Genomic DNA, 18144 nt, shown 5'->3' with positions numbered 1-18144 from the left:
GGGATTATTTGAAGCCTTTCGCCTCGATGATCGGCCAGAAATCACTGGCCTTCAGGCTGGCGCCGCCGACCAGCGCGCCATCCACATCGGCCACGGCCATGAGTTGCCTCGCGTTGTCGGGCTTCACCGAGCCGCCATAGAGGATGCGGAAACCGGCGCCATCATCAAAACGCGCCATAAGGTCCTGCCGGATCGCGGCATGTACTTCGGCCACCTGCTCCAGCGTGGGCGTGCGGCCGGTGCCGATGGCCCAGACCGGTTCATAGGCGATCACGGTGTTGGCGGCACTGGCATCGTCGGGCAGCGAACCGCGCAACTGGCCCGCCACCACCTTCAGGGTCTCGCCGGCATCGCGATGGGCCAGGGTTTCGCCCAGGCAGACGATGGCAACCAGGCCGGCGCGGTGGGCCGCCTGGGCCTTGGCCCGCACCGCCCCGTCGCTTTCGCCATGATCGGCGCGGCGTTCGGAATGGCCGACGATCACATAAGCAGCGCCGGCATCCTTCAGCATCTCGGCAGCGATGTCGCCGGTATGGGCACCCGAGGCCTTGGCATGGCAATCCTGTCCCCCAACCCCGACACCCGTGCCCTTGAGCGCAGCGGCCATTGCCGCCACCAGGGTGGCCGGCGGGCAGAGGCCCAGTTCGGCCTGCGGGGTCTGGACCTTCACCTTGCCGGCCAGGGCCGAGGCCTCGGCGAGGGAAGCCGTCAGGCCGTTCATTTTCCAGTTGCCGACAATCAGGGGGCGCCGCGCCGCCATGGAAACCTCGTTTTCAGATCGCTGTGAGATGGGCGAAAAAGCGGCTTTCTCCTAGCAAGTTCCGCCCCGAAAGGCAAAGCCGGCGCCTTGCCGCCTCCCCGCCCCGGCCTTACTATGCCCGACCGCTCCGGCCGGGGTCGCAGGATCAGGCCGGAGCCTTTGTTTCGCTTCACTTTTTCGGGTGTTTTCAATGCTGCAGCAGATGCGTTCCGGCGCCGCCTCGTGGATTGCCAAGGGCCTGATGATTCTCCTGATCGTCAGCTTCGGCGCCTGGGGCATCGGCGACTATATCGGCGGCTTTGGCGGCGGCGGCGACGTGGCCACCGTCGGCTCGGCCAAGATCACCCAGCCGGAATTCGCCGACGCCTATCGCCGCGAGGTCAGCAGCCTGCAGCGCCGCTTCGGCAGTGGCTTCACCGCAGAGCAGGCCCGCCAGCTCGGCCTGGACGAGACGGTGCTCAATCGTCTGATCGAGGACAGGCTGTATGTGCAGGCCGCCGACAAACTCGGCATCATGATCACCGATGCCCAGGTGCGCGAGGCGATCACCAATGCGCCGGCCTTCAAGGGCATCACCGGCCAGTTCGACCGCCTGGCCTTCGAAACCTATCTGCGCAATGAAGGCTATTCTGAGGCCATGCTGGTCGCCCTGCTGCGCCAGGATCTGGCCCGCACCCAGTTGCTGGGCAGCCTGTTCGGCAGCGTGACCACTGTTCCCGACGCGATGGTCGACACCATCCTGGGCTATCGGCTGGAACGCCGGCTGGCGGAATATTTCGTGGTCGATGCCGCGAAACTTCCGGCCCCGGCCATGCCGACGGAGGCGCAGATCGAGGAGTATTACAAGGCCAATCCGCTGGCCTACACCGCGCCGGAGCGCCGCAGCCTGGCGTGGCTCGCCTTCACGCCGCAGGGTTATGCCGGCCAGATGCCGGTCAGCGACGAGGAGCTGCGCGAGGAATACGAGGCCAGCCGCACCGCCTATGTGACACCTGAAAGGCGCAGCGTCGAGCAGGTGGTGTTCAACACCGAGGCCGAGGCCAAAGCCGCCTTTGATGCCGTGCAGAAGGGCGAGGATTTCATCGCCATGGCGGCACGACTGCAGAAACTCAAACCCGAAGACGTCAAGCTCGGCACCGTCACCAAGGACGAATTGCCGGCTGGCATCGCCAATGCCGTTTTTGCCCTGCCACTGAACAAGGTGGGCGAGCCGGTGACCTCGCCTTTCGGCTGGCATCTCGCCCGCGTCACGGCGATACAGCCCGGCACTACCAAGAGCCTGGAAGAAGCAAAGGCCGAACTGAGTCAGCAGATCGCCCTGCGCAAGGCCGCGGATGGCCTAGTCAAGCTGCGGCAGCAGGTTGACGATCAGATCGCCGGCGGCGCCACCCTGGACGAAATCGCCAGCACGCACAAAGCGGGCATCAATCGCGCCGAGGATGTCGATGCACAGGGCGCCGGCCCGGATGGCAAGCCTGTTGATGCCCTGCCCAGGCTGCCGGCTTTCCTGACCGAAGCTTTCGACATGGATGCCAATGCCGAGCCGCACATCGTCGATCAGCCGGATGGTGGTTTCCTAGTGGTGAAGCCGGTCGGCATCAAGCCGGCCGCGCTGCGCCCCCTGGCCGAGGTGAAGGACAGCGTCGTGGTCGCCCTGCAGCAGCGCGGACGCAGCGAAGCCGCCGCCGAGGCTGCGAAGCAGATCGCCGAACGTCTGCGTGGCGGCAGCGATCTGGCTAAGGAAGCTGCCGCACTGGGCGTCATCGTTCAGCTCAGTGCACCGCTGTCACGCGGCGGCCAGCCGGCCGAACGCGCCCTGTCTCCTGCGGTGGTCAGTGCATTGTTCGGCGCAAAGCCGGGGGAGACTGTCACCGGCCCGGCCGGCGCCAATCCGGCCAACGCCGTCGTCGCACGGCTGATCCGTGTCGAGGCGGCCGATCCGGCTGCCGTCGCGCGCCAGAAGGAGCAGACCGCACAGCAGCTGGCCGGCGGCATCGCGCAGGATCTGGTGCAGCAGTATCGCCAGCAGGTGCAAAAGGAAATCGGCGTGAAGATCGATCCGGCGGCCCGCATCCGCGCCACTGGCCTGTAATCCGCGCCACGATGAAGATCACGCCCGACTATGCCAGCTTCGCCAAGGCCTATATGGCCGGCGAGGCACAGGTATTGTCTACCCAGTTGGTCGCCGATCTGGAAACCCCGGTTTCGGCTTTCCTGAAACTTGCCGATACGCGACCCTGGTCCTGCCTGCTGGAGTCCATCGAGGGCGGGGCGGTGCGCGGCCGCTATTCGATTATCGGCCTGAAGCCCGACCTGCTATGGCGCTGCAAGGGACAGAAGGCCGAGATCAACCGGAAGGCCCGCTTCGACCAGAATGCTTTCGAGCCCTGCGCCGAACCAACGCTTGCATCCCTGCGCAAACTTCTGGCCGAAAGCCATATCGACCTGCCGGGCCATCTGCCGCCGATGGCGGCTGGCATCGTCGGTTTCATGGGCTATGACATGGTGCGGCTGATCGAGCCGAAAGTGCCGGACGCCAATCCTGACACGCTCGGTCTGCCCGATGGGCTGCTGATGCGCCCCACCGTAATGGCGATTTTCGATTCCGTTCTCGACATCATCACCCTGGTCACCCCGGTGCGGCCTCAGGTCGGCATGGATGCCCGCGCCGCGTACGCCATGGCCAGCGAACGTCTCAGCGATGCGGTGGCTGATCTCGACCGCCCGTTGGGCGCCGTGCGCGACCAGATCGCCGACCTGGATGCCCTGCCCGAGCCGCAGTCGAACATGTCGCCCGACGACTACATGGCGATGGTGCGCAAGGCGAAGGACTACATCGCTGCCGGCGATATCTTCCAGGTAGTGGTAGGCCAGCGCTTCAGCCTGCCGTTCCGGCTGCCGCCATTCGCGCTCTATCGCGCGCTGCGGCGAACCAATCCCTCGCCGTTCATGTTCTATCTCAATCTCGGCGGGCCCTGCCTGGTCGGCTCCTCGCCAGAGATCCTCGTGCGTCTGCGCGATGGCACGGTGACGATCCGCCCCATCGCCGGAACCCGCAAGCGCGGCGCCACGCCCGCGGAAGATCAGGTGCTGGCGGAAGACCTGCTGAGCGATCCGAAGGAACTGGCCGAGCACCTGATGCTGCTCGACCTCGGCCGCAACGATGTTGGCCGCACGGCGCAGATCGGCACCGTGAAGGTGACCGAGCGCAACCAGATCGAACGCTACAGCCACGTCATGCATATCGTGTCTAACGTCGAGGGCAAGATTCGCCCCGACTTGGATGCGCTGGATGCCCTGTTTGCCGGCTTCCCTGCGGGCACCGTCTCTGGCGCACCGAAAGTGCGGGCGATGGAAATCATCGACGAGCTGGAACCGGTCCGGCGCAGCTTCTATGCCGGCGGCGTGGGTTATTTCTCGGCCAACGGCAGCATGGATACCTGCATCACGCTCCGCACCGCTCTGGTGAAGGACGGCACCATGTATGTGCAGGCCGGCGCCGGCATCGTGGCCGACAGCGACCCGATGTCGGAGCACGTCGAATGCGTCAACAAGGCCAAGGCTCTGATCCGCGCCGCCGAGGAAGCCGAACGCTACGCCAGCCGCGGCGGGCGCAGCCAATAACCCGCGACTCGGTCTTGCCGGTGGCATAATCCGGTTGCCGCGTTGTCCCGTGCGGCGCTATCGTTGTGCCATGCAGAGCAATCCATCCACCGAGGCGGAAGAATGGGAACGCCGCGGCATCGAGGCCGACAGCAGGAGCCAGCATGCCGAAGCCGAGGCCTGCTTTGCCAAGGCCCTGACATACGACGACAGCCGTCAGTTCTCGTGGGTTGGCCTCGCCTTCAGTCAAATCAACCAGCGCCGCGTCGACGATGCCGTCGCCAGCCTGCAGCGCGCCCATATTGCGCGCCCGACCTGCGGCATCATCAGTCACCTGCTGAAGGCGATGACCGGAGAAACCACATCACGGGCTCCGAATGATTACATCACCTTCCTGTTCAACGGCTACGCGGCAAATTTCGACCAGCATCTGACCAGCCTTCAGTATCAGGGACCGCAGATGCTCGCCGAACTGATCAAGCGCGCTGGCTGGGCTGCCGACGGTACCCGGCACATTATCGACATCGGCTGCGGTACGGGACTGAGCGGCATGCCCCTGCGGGCCTATGCCGGCCGCCTTGAGGGCGCGGACCTATCCGCCAGCATGCTGGAACAGGCGTTGAAACGGGGGATCTACAACCATCTTTGGCATGGCGAGGCCCATGCTGTGCTGCGCCGGCTGCCGGCTGGCAGCTATGATGCCGTCGTCGCCGCCGACACCCTGGTCTATATCGGGGATGTCGCCGAATTCTTCCGGTTGGCGCACGCCGCGCTCAGGCCCGGCGGTGATCTGCTGTTCACCGTGGAAGCCTGCGACGAAGGTTTCGCCCTGGTCAAATCCGGTCGCTACCAGCATTCCGATGCCTATCTCAAGGCCTGCGCCGACGGTCTATTCTCCTGCGCCGATCGCGTTGATGGAGCCATTCGCACCGAAGCCCAGCAGGCCATCCCCGGCCACGCCTATCGCTTCAGCAAGCCCGCAGCCTGAGAAAGCCCGCCATGCCGACAGCGTTCAAGACCATTCACGCCCGCGCCGCCAAGCGCAAGGGCGGCGAAGCGAACCTCAAGAAACTGCTGCCCTCCAGGCCCGATCACAGGCTGTTGGCCAAGCTGAAGGATGATCGTGCCTTGGCCGAGATGGCCAAGCGCGTCTTTTCCGCCGGCTTCGTGTGGAGCGTGATCGAAAACAAGTGGGACGGCTTTGAGGCCGCCTTCCTGGGTTTCGAACCGCGCAAGCTGCTGCACAAGCCCGATGAATTCTGGGAGAAACTGGCCTCCGACAAGCGTATCGTGCGCAACCCGCAGAAAATCCGCTCCGTGCGCGACAATGCCCGCTTCGTCATGGACATCGCCGGCGAATACGGCAGCTTTGGCAAGCTGCTGGCCACCTGGCCGATGGAGGATCAGGTGGGATTGCTGGATCTGCTGGCCAAGCGCGGCTCTCGGTTGGGCGGCAATACCGGCCAGTACCTGATCCGCTTTCTTGGTCGCGACAGCTGGATCGCCTCGCGTGATGTGGTGCTGTGTCTGCGCGATGCTAGCGTGGATATCCCCGAGAATCCGACGGCGAAGCGAGACCGGCTGAAAATCCAGAGCCAGATGAATGCTTGGGCCAGGGAAAGCGGCCTGCCTTTCACCCATATTTCGCGGATTTGCGCCATGTCCATCGGCCCCAATTACGACGCCGAGACCCTGCAGAAGGCGATGGGCGGCGAGGACTGACCATAGTCAATTCCGTTTCAGCAGGTCCCGCGATCGGTATGGTTAGCGATCTGTAAACCCACACAATAATAAATCCAATTAATTGCTTCGCTTTACCGCCCCCACAAGCCTAGCTTGGGGCCATGCAACACCCTGTCGAAATCGACCATATCCGCTGGGAGCAACGGGGCATTCACGCCCTGGAAGCCGGTCGCCATGCCGAGGCGGAAAGCTGCTTCGCCAAGGCGGTGATCCAGGCCGACAGCGCATTGTCGTGGCTCGGACTGGCAATGAGCCAGATCGAGTTGAAGCGCAATGCCGCCGCTATCGAGAGCCTACAGCGCGCCCGGCAACTGGCGCCGCAATCCGGCGTGATCGGCCACCTGCTGGCCTCGTTGCAGGGCAGCAAACCGGAGCGCGCGCCTGAGACGTTCGTCAACTGGCTGTTCAACAGCCGGGCTCCGCATTTCGACAACCACCTCTCGCGTCTTGCCTATCGCGGGCCGGAGATGCTGCGGCAACTCGCCGTCAATGCCGGCTGGCCCACTGATGCCGGTCGTAACATTGTCGATCTCGGTTGCGGCACTGGACTAAGCGGCGTGCCATTCCGCCCCTATGCCGGCAAACTTGACGGCGTCGACATGGTACCAGGCATGCTGCAGCAGGCTGACCGACGCGGCATCTACGACAGCCTGTATCAGAGCGAGTTGCATGCCGCGCTTAAAACCTTCGCCGACAACGCCTACGATGTCGCGCTGGCAGCCGATACGCTGATCTATATCGGCAAGCTGGATGACCTGTTCACGGAACTTGGCAGGATACTGGCGCCGGGCGGAACCTTCATGTTCACAACCGAACTCGGCGCGCCGGGCAGCGGATACACCCTGCTTCCGACCGGCCGCTACAGTCATGCCGAGGATTACCTGCTGGCCTGTGCCGACAAGCGCTTCCACCTGGCAGATCGCGTGGATGGATGCATCCGCGTGGAAGACGGCCGCATGACCGCCGGTTGCGCCTACCGCTTCACCAAATCCTAATTCGTCGTCCGGTTCAGGAACGGATTGGTATAGCCGCGGCCTTTCGGCGGAAATGCCTTGGCTAGGTAATCCAGTGTCTTATCTAGGTCCTCGCCCTCCAACGGCGCCATGTTGTGCTTCTCGACCATGATGGTCAGCACCTCGGCCCAGCGCTCGCGGCTGTGCCCCTGCGCCCGCACGAGATCCGAACCATGGCAGGCCGTACAGACATAGAAAACCTCATCGCGGTATTCACCATCCGGAAACACCGTCGGTTCCTCAGGTTCCCGCTCGGCAGGTGAAGACTGGGCAAGGACGGCGCCGCCGGCAGCAAAGGCCAGCGACGCCGCCATGGCAACGGCAGCAAACCAACGCGTCATCAATGCGAAACCCTCTCAGGACTCAGGCGGGGATCAGCACGGCGATGCGATGCATCACGTTGCCGCCATACCCCTGCGGGTTCCAGTTGGCCGCCGCATGGCTTTGGCCACGGCCGGTGCTGTCGATGGCGCGAACCCAGAACTCGTAATATCCCTCCGATGGCACAGTGAGGTCGGCATTCCAGGTCTGCCAGGCATATTTGTTGGCCGCCTTGCCCACTTTCGCCTTGCGCCAGGTCTGGCCGTAATCGGCCGAGACATGAACCTCCGACACGGAATGCTCGCCGGCCCAGGCATGCCCCCTCAGGGCGATGGCCCGTGTGCCGGCCTTCAATTCGGTGCCATTGGCAATGTTGGTGATGATCGAGCGCACCGGCATCGATTCCATGATACGGAAATTGCTGGGATCGGCTTTCGAGCCCGGAATCATCGGCTTGACCGGCACACGATAGCTGGTGCCTGTCATGCCCTGACCGTCATGCTCCCGGTCGCGGATCCAGATGCGGTTGAGCCATTTCTGCGAGGCAGACCCCGGCCAGCCCGGCACGATCAGGCGTAGGGGAAAGCCATGCACGTTCGGGATTGGGCCGCCATTCACCGCATAGGCGATGATGGTGTGTTCCTCCATCGCCTTGGCGATGGGCACACCGCGGCTGATCGCCGGCTTGCTGGCATCGCCCGAAAGATGCGGATCGGCACCGTAATGCCCGGTATAGACCGCACTGGATTTCAGGCCCGCTGCCTCGAGCACGTCCTTCAGACGCACGCCGGTCCAGCGGGCGTTCGAAATGGCCCCGTTGCCCCACTGGTTGCCGCTGGCCTTCGGTTCGAAGGCCGCGCGGCCATTGCCGCCGCATTCCATCTGGAGGGCATAGGTCACCGGCTTGAACTTCTGCTTCAGTTCGCCCAGCGTCAGCTTCAGCGCGGTATTGACCTCGCCGTCGATGGTCAGGGCCCACCCGTTCGGATCACCGGCAAACTGGTCTGGCACGATGCCATTGTTACGGATGAAAATCTTGTCGTTCGGCGTGATATCGTCGTTGAGCAGATGTTCCGGCGTCTCGGCCACCAGGGGCTTATCACCCAGAATCACAAGCTCCGCCTTGCCGTCCATCTTCAGGATTTTCGGAGCAGCGCTGCTACCCTGCGCCATGGCCGCCGGAATCAGCCCGGACGGCATGCTGCCGCTGAAGGGAATTGCGCCGCCCACCATAGCGCCCATCGTGGCAAGGCCGGCCCCCTGCAGGAAACCGCGCCGGCTGGCACCGCTGCGACGGCCGAAAACCAGCGCGTCGGCACGCTCGGGGTCGTCCCGATACAGTTCGAAAAAGCCGCGTTCTTTCCAACCCTTTGCCATGGCGCATCCTCCGCTTCTGCCCGCCTCTTCATGGAAACGGGCTTGTATGGAGTAAGACGGAAGGCTGGGTCGTTTTATTCCACAGCGTGTGAAAAATTTCCGCCCGGGGCCATCAGGCCGGACACGGCAGCGCCGGATCGGCTGATTGCTGCAGTGCCATACGGGTCAGGGTGTCGACCTGGAAATGCTCGTGGGTAATACGCGCCACGGCCGAAGCGAGGGTGACGAAGCGCTGCGCATCCATGTCGCGGGTCATCAGGGCATAGCCCGTATGCTCAACGCGCCAGACGAAAACCGAGAGGTCGTCGACCTGCTGACGCACCGGTGTGGTCGTAAATTCTGGTAAAGCCCCGCCGATCCACAGGCTTACCCGGCAACCCCGTGGCCCGCGAAAGCCCAGCAGGATGCTGCCCTGTCCGCTCCCCTGCCCGGGCGCAGCAGCCGGCACGACATGGCTGAGCATCAGGCCGGCGGCACTAAGATCGGGAATTTCAGTCAATGCCAGTGGCGTCGTGGCCGGATTGGGGCGAAGCATGCCGGACAGGCCATTGATCCCGGCTGGAGCATCTATCCAGGTGCGGTGCAAACCCGCCGCGGCCACCAGGGCAGCGGGGGCGTTGTCTCTTGCCGGCCAGATTGCGACCAGTGCTGCCGCACCAAAGCCGATCGCCAGCAGCAGGGAGGCCACGGCAAGCACAAGACGGGCAGTCGGTCGGCGGCGATAATGGGGTCGCGAAAGGACTTGCGGCGGCATGTCGGGCATATCGGCAGGCATGGCATCCGCCGCGCTGGCCTTCAGCCGCGTCAGCGTCGCCACCCGGGCCGCAAGATCAGGATCGCCCGCCACGGCAGCCGCCACCCGTGCCGCACTGGCGGCATCCAGCTCGCCATCGACATAGGCATTCAGCATATCCCACGAGGGCGTCACGACCGGCGTCTCCGTGCCTTTTCCAGAACCTGTACCTTGCCGCCGATAATCTGCAGCAGCAACAGCCGCGCGCGGCTCAACCTGCTCATCACCGTGCCGACCGGCACATGCAGGATCTCTGCGGCTTCCGCATAACGAAACCCCTGTATATCCACCAGTGCAACCACCTCGCGATGATGCAAGTCGATCTTCTCAAGAGCCTCGCGCACCGCCATGTCATCCAGCAGGCGGTCGTCATAATACCATGGCGCCGGCGCCTCCTCGCGGTTCATGCCGGTTGCGGCGGCATCAACGATGGGCGAGCTGCGTTCCTGCCGGTACTGGTCGATCCAGGCGTTGCGCAGCACCTTGAAGGCCCAGGCTTGCTCGCGGCCACTCTGCGGCGGGGTTGCGCGGGAGGCAAGCGCGTTCAGCGCCGCCTGCTGCATCAGATCACGGGCGGCCTCGCGGTCGCCGGTCAAGGTCAGGGCATAGCGGAACAGTGCCGCCCAGTGCTCGATCAATATGCTTTCGATGCCCTGCAGCACGGGCGGCCATCCGGATCGGTTTCCTCTCGGTCCAGACTGCGCGGGGCCGACCGGAATGTCACGCCGTTTTTTTCAGCGCTCCTGCTGCTGGCGGCGCAGCAGCACGGTGCTGACCGGCACCACGCTAAAGCCCTTTGCCTTCGCGCTCGCCATCCAGGTTTCCAGCGCAGTCAGGGTGGAGGCATGGGGATGGCCGATGGCGATCACGTCGCCACGGGCGCGCGCGATGCGCTCCATCGCGGCAAGCTCGTGGCCGATGCCGGGTGAACGATCGTCATCGAGGAACAGATCGCGCTCGGCGGCATCCAGGCCGCGATTGCGCGCCAGCGCCGGCCCGGCGGAACTCGGCCCTGACAAGCTGTCGAGCCAGAAGACCTGGCGGCGGCCCAGAGCCTCCATCACCTGTGTCATGCGGGCTGCATCGGCGGTGAAGCGGCTACCCATGTGGTTGTTCACGCCGACATAGCCGCTGAAACGGTCGAGATGCCAGTCCAGCCGACGCTGCAGCTCGACGGCATCGAGATTGACATAAAGCGCGTTTGGCCCCGGATTGTGCCGCTTGGCATCCAGAGGCTCCATCGGCAGGTGCAGCATCACTTCATGGCCGGCGACGTGCGCGGCGGCGGCCTGCTCCGAGAGGTCGGCGGCATAGCTCATGAACGACAGCGTGATCGGGCCAGGCAGCTTGATCGCGCGCTGGGTACCGCGACGATCAAGACCCGCATCGTCTATGACGATGGCAACGAAGGGAGGCTTCGCGCCGGCCGGCGGTGGCACGGCACGGGCGCGCCAGGCCTGCATGTCGCTGCTACCACGCGCCGCGAGCGACGGAGGCGGCACGGCGGCAGCGAGCTGCACTGCGGGATCGACATGCTTGGGCCCGATACGATGCACGGTTACCGGGCCCTCGGGCGTGGCACGCCCCCTCCTGGAGACGTCAGCCTTGGGCGAGACGTCAGCCTTGGGCGCTGGTTCAGTACCCAGCGCCGGGGCAGGAACCACGGCCGTGACAGTTTCGGTTTGCACCGGCACGGGTGCCGGCGCCGGCGCGGGGACAACCGCAGAAGCACCCGCAGGAGCAACAGCCGTAACCTGTGGGCTCGTCTCAATCGCCGGCGTGGACAGGGCAACCGTCGGCAGCATGGGCGGCGGCGGCGGCGCCACGGCTATGCGGGCAAGATCGGAGACCGGGCGCCAGCCCTGCTCCTGAGCAGCAGGCTGGGAGGGCACAACCGGCGCGGGGGCGGGTTGCGTCTTCGGCAACGGCGCGACGGCGGCCACGGCCGGCTTTGGCACCGGTGCAGGCCCGACCAGCATGCCGACAGCAACGCCGCCGGCCAGAAGGGCGGCAGCGGCAGTCATGAGCGGCCAGTTCGCAGCAATGAACCCACGCGGTCTGGCCGATGGCGTTGCGGTAGCATACGGTGGCGGCGGAATGACCCGCCCCGGCGCGGCCTGGGCCTGCACGGCACCGTAGGCGCCGGCTGCCGATTGTGCGGTGGCGGCGCGGCGCGGCTTCAGTCTCAGCGGCGGCGTGTCAGCAGGATCGCTCATCTCGACCCGGTTAAAGGATTGCGGCAGGCACGGCAAGCGCAGCGTGCAAAGCGTTGCCCCCATTGTCGTTTCGCCTTGGTTAGCGAAAGGTAAAGACGGCCCCTGCCGGCGATTCGCAATCCTGCTAGGATTCGGCCATGACCGACACACGGATATCCGTCATCACCGGAGACATCACGCGCCTGCAGGTGGACGCCATCGTCAATGCGGCAAATGAAAGCCTGCTGGCGGGCGGCGGGGTCTGCGGCGCCATCCATCGCGCCGCCGGGCCGGAACTTGAAAACGAATGTCGGCGCATCGGCCGCTGCCCCACCGGCGAGGCGCGGATCACGGCCGGCTACCGCCTGCCCGCCCGCCACGTCATCCACACGGTCGGACCAGTCTGGCAGGGCGGCGCGCAGGGCGAACCAGCCCTGCTGGCGGCCTGCTACCGCAACAGTCTTGGACTGGCGCTGCAGCACGGGCTTGCCAGCATCGCCTTCCCCGCGATCTCGACCGGCATCTTCGGCTATCCGCTGGAAGCCGCCACGGCAATCGCCGTCGCAGAGGCTCGGCGCTGGGCATCGGCGCAGCCCAGGCCCGAACACATCGTCTTCTGCTGTTTCTCCGAACGCGATGCGGCGATCTATTCGGCCGCTCTTGCCTCTGCGTCCTGAGCAAGCCGGAAGAAGGTTATGGATGCCGCCAGGTCGCGCGCCTGATCGGCCAGCGATTGGGCCGATGCCGTGGTCTCTTCCACCAATGCACCGTTGCGCTGGGTCATTTCGTCCATCTGCGCCACGGCATCGTTGATCTCGTCCAGCCCCGAGGCCTGTTCCTGGCTGGCGATCGATATTTCCTCGATGATGCCGGCCACGCGCTTCACCGCATCGACGATGCCACTCAAGGATCCACCCGCCTCGTTCACCAGCTTGGCGCCGTCGCGCACCTGGGTGTTCGATTCCTGGATCAGAGCCTTGATGTCCTTCGAGGCATTGGCCGACCGCTGCGCCAGGGCACGCACCTCCTGCGCCACCACGGCAAAGCCCTTGCCCGCCTCGCCCGCACGCGCGGCCTCCACGCTCGCATTCAGCGCCAGCAGGTTGGTCTGGAAGGCGATCTCGTCGATCAGCCCGACGATATCGACGATCTTGCGCGCGCTGTCCTCGATCTGCCCCATCGCAGCGACGGCACGGTTGACGACGACACCGCCCTTGTCGGCCGTGTCGCGGGCGGTGACCGCCAGTTGGCTCGCCTGTCGGGCATTGTCGGCATTGTGCCGAACGGTGGCAGTGATTTCCTCCATCGAAGCGGCTGTGCGCTGCAGGCTGGCGGCCTGCTGCTCGGTGCGCTGGGCCAGATCGTTGCTGCCGACGGAAATTTCGGCTGATGCGTCGCGCACGTTGCCCGCCGTCTGGCTCAGGCGGCCGACGATTTCGGCCAGCTTGCCGGCCAGCGTGTTGGCATTCTCGGCCAGTTGCGCGAACAGGCCGCGATGGTTGCCGTCGATGCGATGCGTCAGGTCGCCATGGGCCAACGCCTCCAACATCTGCCCCAGGTCATTCAGTGCGCGCTCCACAGTGCTCAGCAGATCGTTCACGCCGATCCCCAGCGTATGCATGACGCCCTGCAGCGCGTTGGCGTCGATGCGGCGCGTCAGATCGCCAGCCGTTGCCGCCGACACGATCTGACCGATGGCCTGTTCGAGCAGTTCCTCCTGTGCCTTGCGCTGGCGTTCGAATTCGGTGCGGCCCTGTTCCACTTCGCGCTGCAGCGTCTCGTTTTCCTGGCCACTGGTCTTCAACACCTCGATGGCACGCGCCATCTCGCCCAACTCGTCATTACGCTTCGTCTCCTCGAGTTCCACCGACCAGTCGCGCTCGGCCAGGCGTCGCGCCGCCGCCGTCAGCCTGTCGATTGGCGCCGTGACCTGCGGCCCCACGAAGAAAACCCCGATCAGCGCAGCGATGCCCAGGCAGAGCACGGTGATGACGACCAGAACGATCTGCGCCATATTCGACTGACTGGCCGCCTGCGTCGCCGCGCCATCGGCCGATTTGCTTGCCGCATCGACCAGGGCCTGAACCTTGCCCGACAGTTCCGCCGCGGCATTGCGCGCGAGATTCAATGCCGTGCCGGCGGTGTTCACCGTCCGCAATTCGCCGCGTCGCACGCCGAACATGCTTTCGGCGCCCTGACCGTAGCCCAGCAGCTTCTGCGTGGTGGCAAGCAGCTCGGAAATATCGAACTGCTTGGAGGCCCAATCGAGCTCTTCGAGCGCCGTGCTGTTCAGTTTGGAGAATTCTGCGAACAGCTTGTCGAGCTCGGCATTGCTTGGCGCCTGCGCGGCCACCGCCAGCACGCCGACAAGCTGGTTCACTGCATTGCCGGCGGCGATCAGCGCGTTGGCGGCCTCGGCCACCGCCGGTTTGGCATTGGGCTGGCGCAGTTCATAGATCGCCCGGTCCAGCGCGGGACGGATTTGGGCCTGAAAGCTGAGATAATCCGCATTGATCTTGCTGAGGAGCTGTTCGCGGTCAGCCGTGTATGTCAACCGCGCATTCACCGAACGGTTGATCTGGGCGATCATGCGGTCGAGCGTCTCGATGGCCTTGTCGATGCCTTCGATCTGCTCGGCCTGCTCGGGCGACGCGGTGGCCTTCACCCGCTCCACCACCTGTTTCAACTCATCCTGCTTGGCCTTGAGATCGGCGGCAGCCTTCTCGCGGTCGGCATCGGTCATCGCACTGGCCAGCACCGGCGCATTGGCCGTCAATTCGGCGCTGCTCGCCGCAAGATTCAGGGCCGAGACGACGGCCGGCAGATTGGTGCCGGTGATGCTGGCATAGCTGCCCTGCACGCGACCGAAGAAAAATCCACCGATGACATTTGAGACCAGCGTCAGGCCCGCCAGCACGGCGATGGCCAGGGTGAGCTTCTGGCGAATACCCATAATCATCCTCCATCCCCCCGGGCCAGACGATCCGGTCCCGTCGGCCTTCTGGCCGTGCTGGGGTTTTGTTATGCCGCCATATTTCCCGGTACGAATGGCTCCGTAAAGCCCGGGCCGCCGGGCTGAGAGGCGAAACTACCCAACCTGTAGGTGGGTCAGGGCGGGACCTACCCCACATATATCCCTAGGCCTGTGGAAAAATACTTGACCCGAATGCAGAACCTCATTAGAACATTTCGTGGGTTTCTTGTTCGTTCCGCTTGGCTGGATCCCATTTCCGGCTCTCCGTTTTCGCAGGACTCGCGTCTCGGCGGGCCGCGATGGACGGAACCAGGGCGGCCGAACCCAGACCGAGGAGGCTGACCATGCTGACCCGCAAGCAGCACGACCTGCTGCTGTTCATTCACGAGAAGCTGGAAACGACCGGCGTCTCTCCCTCTTTCGAGGAAATGAAAGAGGCGATGAAACTGAAGTCCAAGTCGGGCATCCACCGGCTGGTGACCGGCCTGGAGGAGCGTGGCTTCATCCGCCGCCTCGCCCACCGTGCCCGCGCGCTGGAAGTGCTGCGCCTGCCCGATTCGGCCGTGCCGACCCGCGGCGGTGTGGGCGGCGGCAATGTCCGTCCTGCGGCTCCGCGCAACCGCCTCACGCCCCGCGCTGTCGAGGGCGGCGGCCCAATGCAGGGCACGCCGGTGAATGTCAGCCCCTATAATGCGCGCGACATTGTCACCCTGCCGCTTTACGGCCGCATCGCCGCCGGCACGCCGATCGAGGCCCTGCGCGACATGAGCACCCAGATCGACGTGCCCATCGGTCTGCTCGGCAATGGCGACCACTACGCCCTGGAAGTGGCCGGCGATTCGATGGTGGATGCCGGCATCATGGACGGCGACACCGTGATCATCCAGCGCAGCGACAACGCCGAGAACGGCAGCATCGTGGTCGCCCTGGTCGACGATCAGGAAGTGACGCTGAAGCGCCTGCGCCGCAAAGGCAACTCTGTGGCCCTGGAAGCCGCCAATCCGGCCTACGAGACCCGCATCTTCGGGCCAGACCGGGTCAAGGTGCAGGGCCGGCTGGTCGGCCTGCTGCGGCGCTACTGAGACAGGGCGTCACGATTTCGGAAAAAGGCGGGGCATCCCGCCTTTTTTCTTGCCCGCTTGCCTGTCCGTCACGGAGCGATTTCATTGTCGCGCATGGCGCCATGCCCTCTGGCGATCACCCATGGCCGCCGGGCGCGCACATGCGCCACCGTCACGACGCGGATGCCGGCCTGGGCGTCCAGATACAAGGCATGGGTGCCATTGCGCCACAGATCATTGCGGTCGATCACCACCCGCGCAGATGGGCAGCGGTAGCGAACCGGCATCTGTGTGGCAATCACGGCATCGGCGTGGCGGCAGTCTTCCGCGATGGCCTGCGGCTGTCTGGGAAACGCGACAAGAAAGCCCTGATGGCGCCAGGCGCAGCCGGCGGGATCGCAGCGCAGGCTGCCATCGGCGCCGGCGCGGCCTTCGGTTTCGTTACGCCTCAGCGCCGGCCATGGATAGAGCGGCGGCGCCCCCAGCCTTTCCCACCAGGCTTCGGCCGTGAAGCCCCGCGGTGGTGTGCTGGAGAAATAAACGTGGCCATCTTGCGCGCGGGCTGCCAGCAGGCGGCCATCGCCTGAGACCAGCAGGTCGGGTTGCGCTGCCAGCCAGGGGGAAGCGGCGCCGGCACAGATGCTGATGACACCCAGCCAGCGCCAGCGCCGCCGCCACAGGCAGAGCCACAAACCGCCGAGCGTAACCCCGGCAAGACCCCAGCCGGGCATCGCCGGCACGGTGCCGACTGCATCGGGCCAACCCGCCACCCATTGTGCCAGCGCGATCAGCAGATCGACGCCCCACACCATCGGCGTCAGCGCCAGCACTTCCAGCCCCAGCGGCATCAGGATGAAGGCCAGCACGACCAGCGGCATGATCCAGAAATCCACCAACGGCGCCGCCAGCAGGTTGGCGATCAGCGCGTAATCGGCCACACGGTTGAAATGGTAGGCGGCAAAAAGCGACGATCCGAGTCCCGCCACCAGGCTAGCGGCCATCACCCCGATCAGCCACAGCAGGGCAATGCGCAATCCTCCGGCCTGCTGGCGCCAGCGCGTCAGGCGCGGCGCGAGGTCCTCGAACGCCGCCACCAGGGCGGTGACGGCGGCGAACGACATCTGGAATCCGGGGTCGAGCAGGCTGTCGGGCCAGAGAACCAGCATCAGCAGCGCCGCCCATGCCACGGCGCGCAGCGTGATGGCACGTCGATCGAGCATCACGGCCAACAATGCCAGCGCAATCATCAACAGGGCGCGCAGGGTGGGCAAAGCGGAGCCAGAGACAAGCGTATAGGCCAGCGCGCCCAGCAGCGCCACGCCGGCCGCCCATTTCTTGATCGGATAGCGCAGCGCTAAAGCCGGGCTGAGGGCGAGCACGGCACGCACCAGGAAAAACAGCAATCCAGCCACAAGAGTAAGATGCAGGCCCGAGATCGACAGCACATGTGCCAGTCCGGAATCGCGAAAGGCGGCATCGATGTGATCGGGGATCGGTCCGCGCACGCCGGTCATCAGGGCCGTGGCGATGGTTCCGCCAGCACCTTCGGTTTGCGCCGCAATGCGCCGCGTCCAGTCTTGCCGCAGGGCGCTCAGGGCCAGCATGGCATTGTCGCGCAGGCCGGCCTCCTCGCCGCTCGGCATGGCCTCGGGCGTACTGATCGCATAACCGACGCCGCCGATCTGCCGAAACCAGGCATACCGCGCGAAATCGAAGGCCCCGGGCATGGCGGGTTCCGGTGGCGGCAGCAGCATGGCACGGACCCGGATGCGATCGCCCGGCCACAGCGGATCGCCATCGCGCCGCAACGTGATACGCAGGCGTTGCGGCGTCTCAGCCGCGGTAAATCCCGGCAGCACCAGATCGTCGAGCAGCAGGCGATGGCCGGCATCGCGCGGTTCGACTTCGACCACGCGGCCCTCCAGCCATACTGCGCCACTCGGCCGCTGCAGCACCGGCGCCGAGACAGCCGCGCTACGTTCGGCGGCCAGCCACAGGCCGCAGCAAACCGCAAAAGCAGCCAGCACCGGCAAATGCCAGGGCGGTCGGCGCAGCGCCAGCAACAGCACCACAATCCCGGCGGCAATGCCCATCCGCGATGGCAGCAGGGGCGGCTCGGCCGGCAGCAGGAAATACAGGACGATGCCGCTGCCCAGTAGGGCCGGCAGCCAGAGGAACCAGCGCTCCCGTTCCGACAGGAAACAGGTGGCGGCGTCGAAATCGCGCAGGTCGCGCCAGCCGGCGGTCAGGCCGGCGGCAACCCGCTGCCCCAGGAGAAATCGGGCCGGCCGCGCCATGGCTGAA

15 protein-coding genes are annotated in these 18144 nt (G+C 65.3%); 7 read left to right on the top strand and 8 right to left on the bottom strand.

Going from position 1 to position 18144, the window contains the following annotated elements; all coding sequences use genetic code 11:
• Positions 1 to 4: 4 nt before the first annotated feature.
• Positions 5 to 760 carry a triose-phosphate isomerase gene (tpiA, locus tag ACK4FK_RS11735; RefSeq protein ID WP_409745144.1) on the bottom strand — a complete coding sequence of 252 codons (756 nt, stop codon included), beginning with the start codon at positions 758 to 760 and terminating at the stop codon, positions 5 to 7.
• A gap of 190 nt (positions 761 to 950) precedes the next feature.
• On the opposite strand from tpiA, the gene ACK4FK_RS11730 reads away from it, so the two are divergent.
• The 5 genes from ACK4FK_RS11730 to ACK4FK_RS11710 all read left to right on the top strand — a co-directional run bounded on the left by ACK4FK_RS11730 (position 951) and on the right by ACK4FK_RS11710 (position 7101).
• On the top strand, positions 951 to 2852 hold the full coding sequence (locus ACK4FK_RS11730) for a SurA N-terminal domain-containing protein (RefSeq protein WP_409745143.1): 1902 nt from the start codon (positions 951 to 953) through the stop codon (positions 2850 to 2852).
• Between the two features lie 11 nt (positions 2853 to 2863).
• Positions 2864 to 4384, top strand: coding sequence for an anthranilate synthase component I (gene trpE, locus ACK4FK_RS11725; protein WP_409745142.1), 1521 nt, complete (start codon positions 2864 to 2866; stop codon positions 4382 to 4384).
• A 70-nt stretch (positions 4385 to 4454) separates the two neighbouring features.
• Positions 4455 to 5351 (top strand): methyltransferase domain-containing protein, encoded by an 897-nt coding sequence (locus ACK4FK_RS11720; protein WP_409745141.1) that lies wholly within the window; start codon positions 4455 to 4457, stop codon positions 5349 to 5351.
• A gap of 11 nt (positions 5352 to 5362) precedes the next feature.
• On the top strand, positions 5363 to 6085 hold the full coding sequence (locus ACK4FK_RS11715) for a DNA-3-methyladenine glycosylase I (protein ID WP_409745140.1): 723 nt from the start codon (positions 5363 to 5365) through the stop codon (positions 6083 to 6085).
• Positions 6086 to 6207: 122 nt separating this feature from the next.
• Complete coding sequence (locus tag ACK4FK_RS11710; protein ID WP_409745139.1) at positions 6208 to 7101, top strand: methyltransferase domain-containing protein; 894 nt, start codon at positions 6208 to 6210, stop codon at positions 7099 to 7101.
• Here the strand turns inward: ACK4FK_RS11710 and ACK4FK_RS11705 are convergent.
• From ACK4FK_RS11705 to ACK4FK_RS11685, 5 genes are all read right to left on the bottom strand, one after another.
• Complete coding sequence (locus ACK4FK_RS11705) at positions 7098 to 7460, bottom strand: hypothetical protein (RefSeq protein ID WP_409745138.1); 363 nt, start codon at positions 7458 to 7460, stop codon at positions 7098 to 7100. The two genes, ACK4FK_RS11710 and ACK4FK_RS11705, sit on opposite strands and share 4 nt — an antisense overlap.
• Before the next feature lie 22 nt (positions 7461 to 7482).
• Positions 7483 to 8817: a sulfite oxidase gene (locus ACK4FK_RS11700; protein ID WP_409745137.1), complete on the bottom strand. Its 1335-nt coding sequence runs from the start codon at positions 8815 to 8817 to the stop codon at positions 7483 to 7485.
• A 112-nt stretch (positions 8818 to 8929) separates the two neighbouring features.
• A complete protein-coding gene (locus ACK4FK_RS11695) occupies positions 8930 to 9745 on the bottom strand; it encodes a hypothetical protein (RefSeq protein ID WP_409745136.1) in 816 nt (271 codons plus the stop codon).
• The gene (locus ACK4FK_RS11690) at positions 9742 to 10272 is read right to left on the bottom strand and encodes an RNA polymerase sigma factor (protein WP_409745135.1); all 531 of its coding nucleotides are present in this window, start codon (positions 10270 to 10272) and stop codon (positions 9742 to 9744) included. The genes ACK4FK_RS11695 and ACK4FK_RS11690 overlap by 4 nt, the downstream gene beginning before the upstream one ends.
• A gap of 72 nt (positions 10273 to 10344) precedes the next feature.
• Positions 10345 to 11826: a divergent polysaccharide deacetylase family protein gene (locus ACK4FK_RS11685; protein WP_409745134.1), complete on the bottom strand. Its 1482-nt coding sequence runs from the start codon at positions 11824 to 11826 to the stop codon at positions 10345 to 10347.
• A gap of 137 nt (positions 11827 to 11963) precedes the next feature.
• On the opposite strand from ACK4FK_RS11685, the gene ACK4FK_RS11680 reads away from it, so the two are divergent.
• Positions 11964 to 12482, top strand: a complete 519-nt coding sequence (locus ACK4FK_RS11680) for an O-acetyl-ADP-ribose deacetylase (RefSeq protein WP_409745133.1) — start codon at positions 11964 to 11966, stop codon at positions 12480 to 12482.
• On the opposite strand, the gene ACK4FK_RS11675 is transcribed toward ACK4FK_RS11680, so the two are convergent.
• On the bottom strand, positions 12452 to 14758 hold the full coding sequence (locus ACK4FK_RS11675; RefSeq protein WP_409745132.1) for a methyl-accepting chemotaxis protein: 2307 nt from the start codon (positions 14756 to 14758) through the stop codon (positions 12452 to 12454). The genes ACK4FK_RS11680 and ACK4FK_RS11675 overlap by 31 nt on opposite strands.
• 365 nt (positions 14759 to 15123) lie before the next feature.
• Between ACK4FK_RS11675 and lexA the strand changes: the two genes are divergently transcribed.
• On the top strand, positions 15124 to 15861 hold the full coding sequence (gene lexA / locus ACK4FK_RS11670) for a transcriptional repressor LexA (protein ID WP_409745131.1): 738 nt from the start codon (positions 15124 to 15126) through the stop codon (positions 15859 to 15861).
• Positions 15862 to 15929: 68 nt separating this feature from the next.
• On the opposite strand, the gene ACK4FK_RS11665 is transcribed toward lexA, so the two are convergent.
• Complete coding sequence (locus ACK4FK_RS11665) at positions 15930 to 18137, bottom strand: ComEC/Rec2 family competence protein (protein WP_409745130.1); 2208 nt, start codon at positions 18135 to 18137, stop codon at positions 15930 to 15932.
• Positions 18138 to 18144: the final 7 nt, after the last annotated feature.

Origin of the sequence: Ferrovibrio sp. (assembly GCF_046297895.1) — a bacterium.
Classification (GTDB): Bacteria; Pseudomonadota; Alphaproteobacteria; order Ferrovibrionales; family Ferrovibrionaceae; genus Ferrovibrio.
This window is presented reverse-complemented; position numbering and strand designations above follow the sequence as displayed.

What these genes read in the sequence shown, in the direction of transcription:
- tpiA (WP_409745144.1), bottom strand. Translation starts at nt 760, where the DNA reads ATGGCGGCGCGGCGCCCCCTGATTGTCGGCAACTGGAAAATGAACGGC.
- ACK4FK_RS11730 (WP_409745143.1), top strand. Translation starts at nt 951, where the DNA reads ATGCTGCAGCAGATGCGTTCCGGCGCCGCCTCGTGGATTGCCAAGGGC.
- trpE (WP_409745142.1), top strand. Translation starts at nt 2,864, where the DNA reads ATGAAGATCACGCCCGACTATGCCAGCTTCGCCAAGGCCTATATGGCC.
- ACK4FK_RS11720 (WP_409745141.1), top strand. Translation starts at nt 4,455, where the DNA reads ATGCAGAGCAATCCATCCACCGAGGCGGAAGAATGGGAACGCCGCGGC.
- ACK4FK_RS11715 (WP_409745140.1), top strand. Translation starts at nt 5,363, where the DNA reads ATGCCGACAGCGTTCAAGACCATTCACGCCCGCGCCGCCAAGCGCAAG.
- ACK4FK_RS11710 (WP_409745139.1), top strand. Translation starts at nt 6,208, where the DNA reads ATGCAACACCCTGTCGAAATCGACCATATCCGCTGGGAGCAACGGGGC.
- ACK4FK_RS11705 (WP_409745138.1), bottom strand. Translation starts at nt 7,460, where the DNA reads ATGACGCGTTGGTTTGCTGCCGTTGCCATGGCGGCGTCGCTGGCCTTT.
- ACK4FK_RS11700 (WP_409745137.1), bottom strand. Translation starts at nt 8,817, where the DNA reads ATGGCAAAGGGTTGGAAAGAACGCGGCTTTTTCGAACTGTATCGGGAC.
- ACK4FK_RS11685 (WP_409745134.1), bottom strand. Translation starts at nt 11,826, where the DNA reads ATGAGCGATCCTGCTGACACGCCGCCGCTGAGACTGAAGCCGCGCCGC.
- ACK4FK_RS11680 (WP_409745133.1), top strand. Translation starts at nt 11,964, where the DNA reads ATGACCGACACACGGATATCCGTCATCACCGGAGACATCACGCGCCTG.
- ACK4FK_RS11675 (WP_409745132.1), bottom strand. Translation starts at nt 14,758, where the DNA reads ATGGGTATTCGCCAGAAGCTCACCCTGGCCATCGCCGTGCTGGCGGGC.
- lexA (WP_409745131.1), top strand. Translation starts at nt 15,124, where the DNA reads ATGCTGACCCGCAAGCAGCACGACCTGCTGCTGTTCATTCACGAGAAG.
- ACK4FK_RS11665 (WP_409745130.1), bottom strand. Translation starts at nt 18,137, where the DNA reads ATGGCGCGGCCGGCCCGATTTCTCCTGGGGCAGCGGGTTGCCGCCGGC.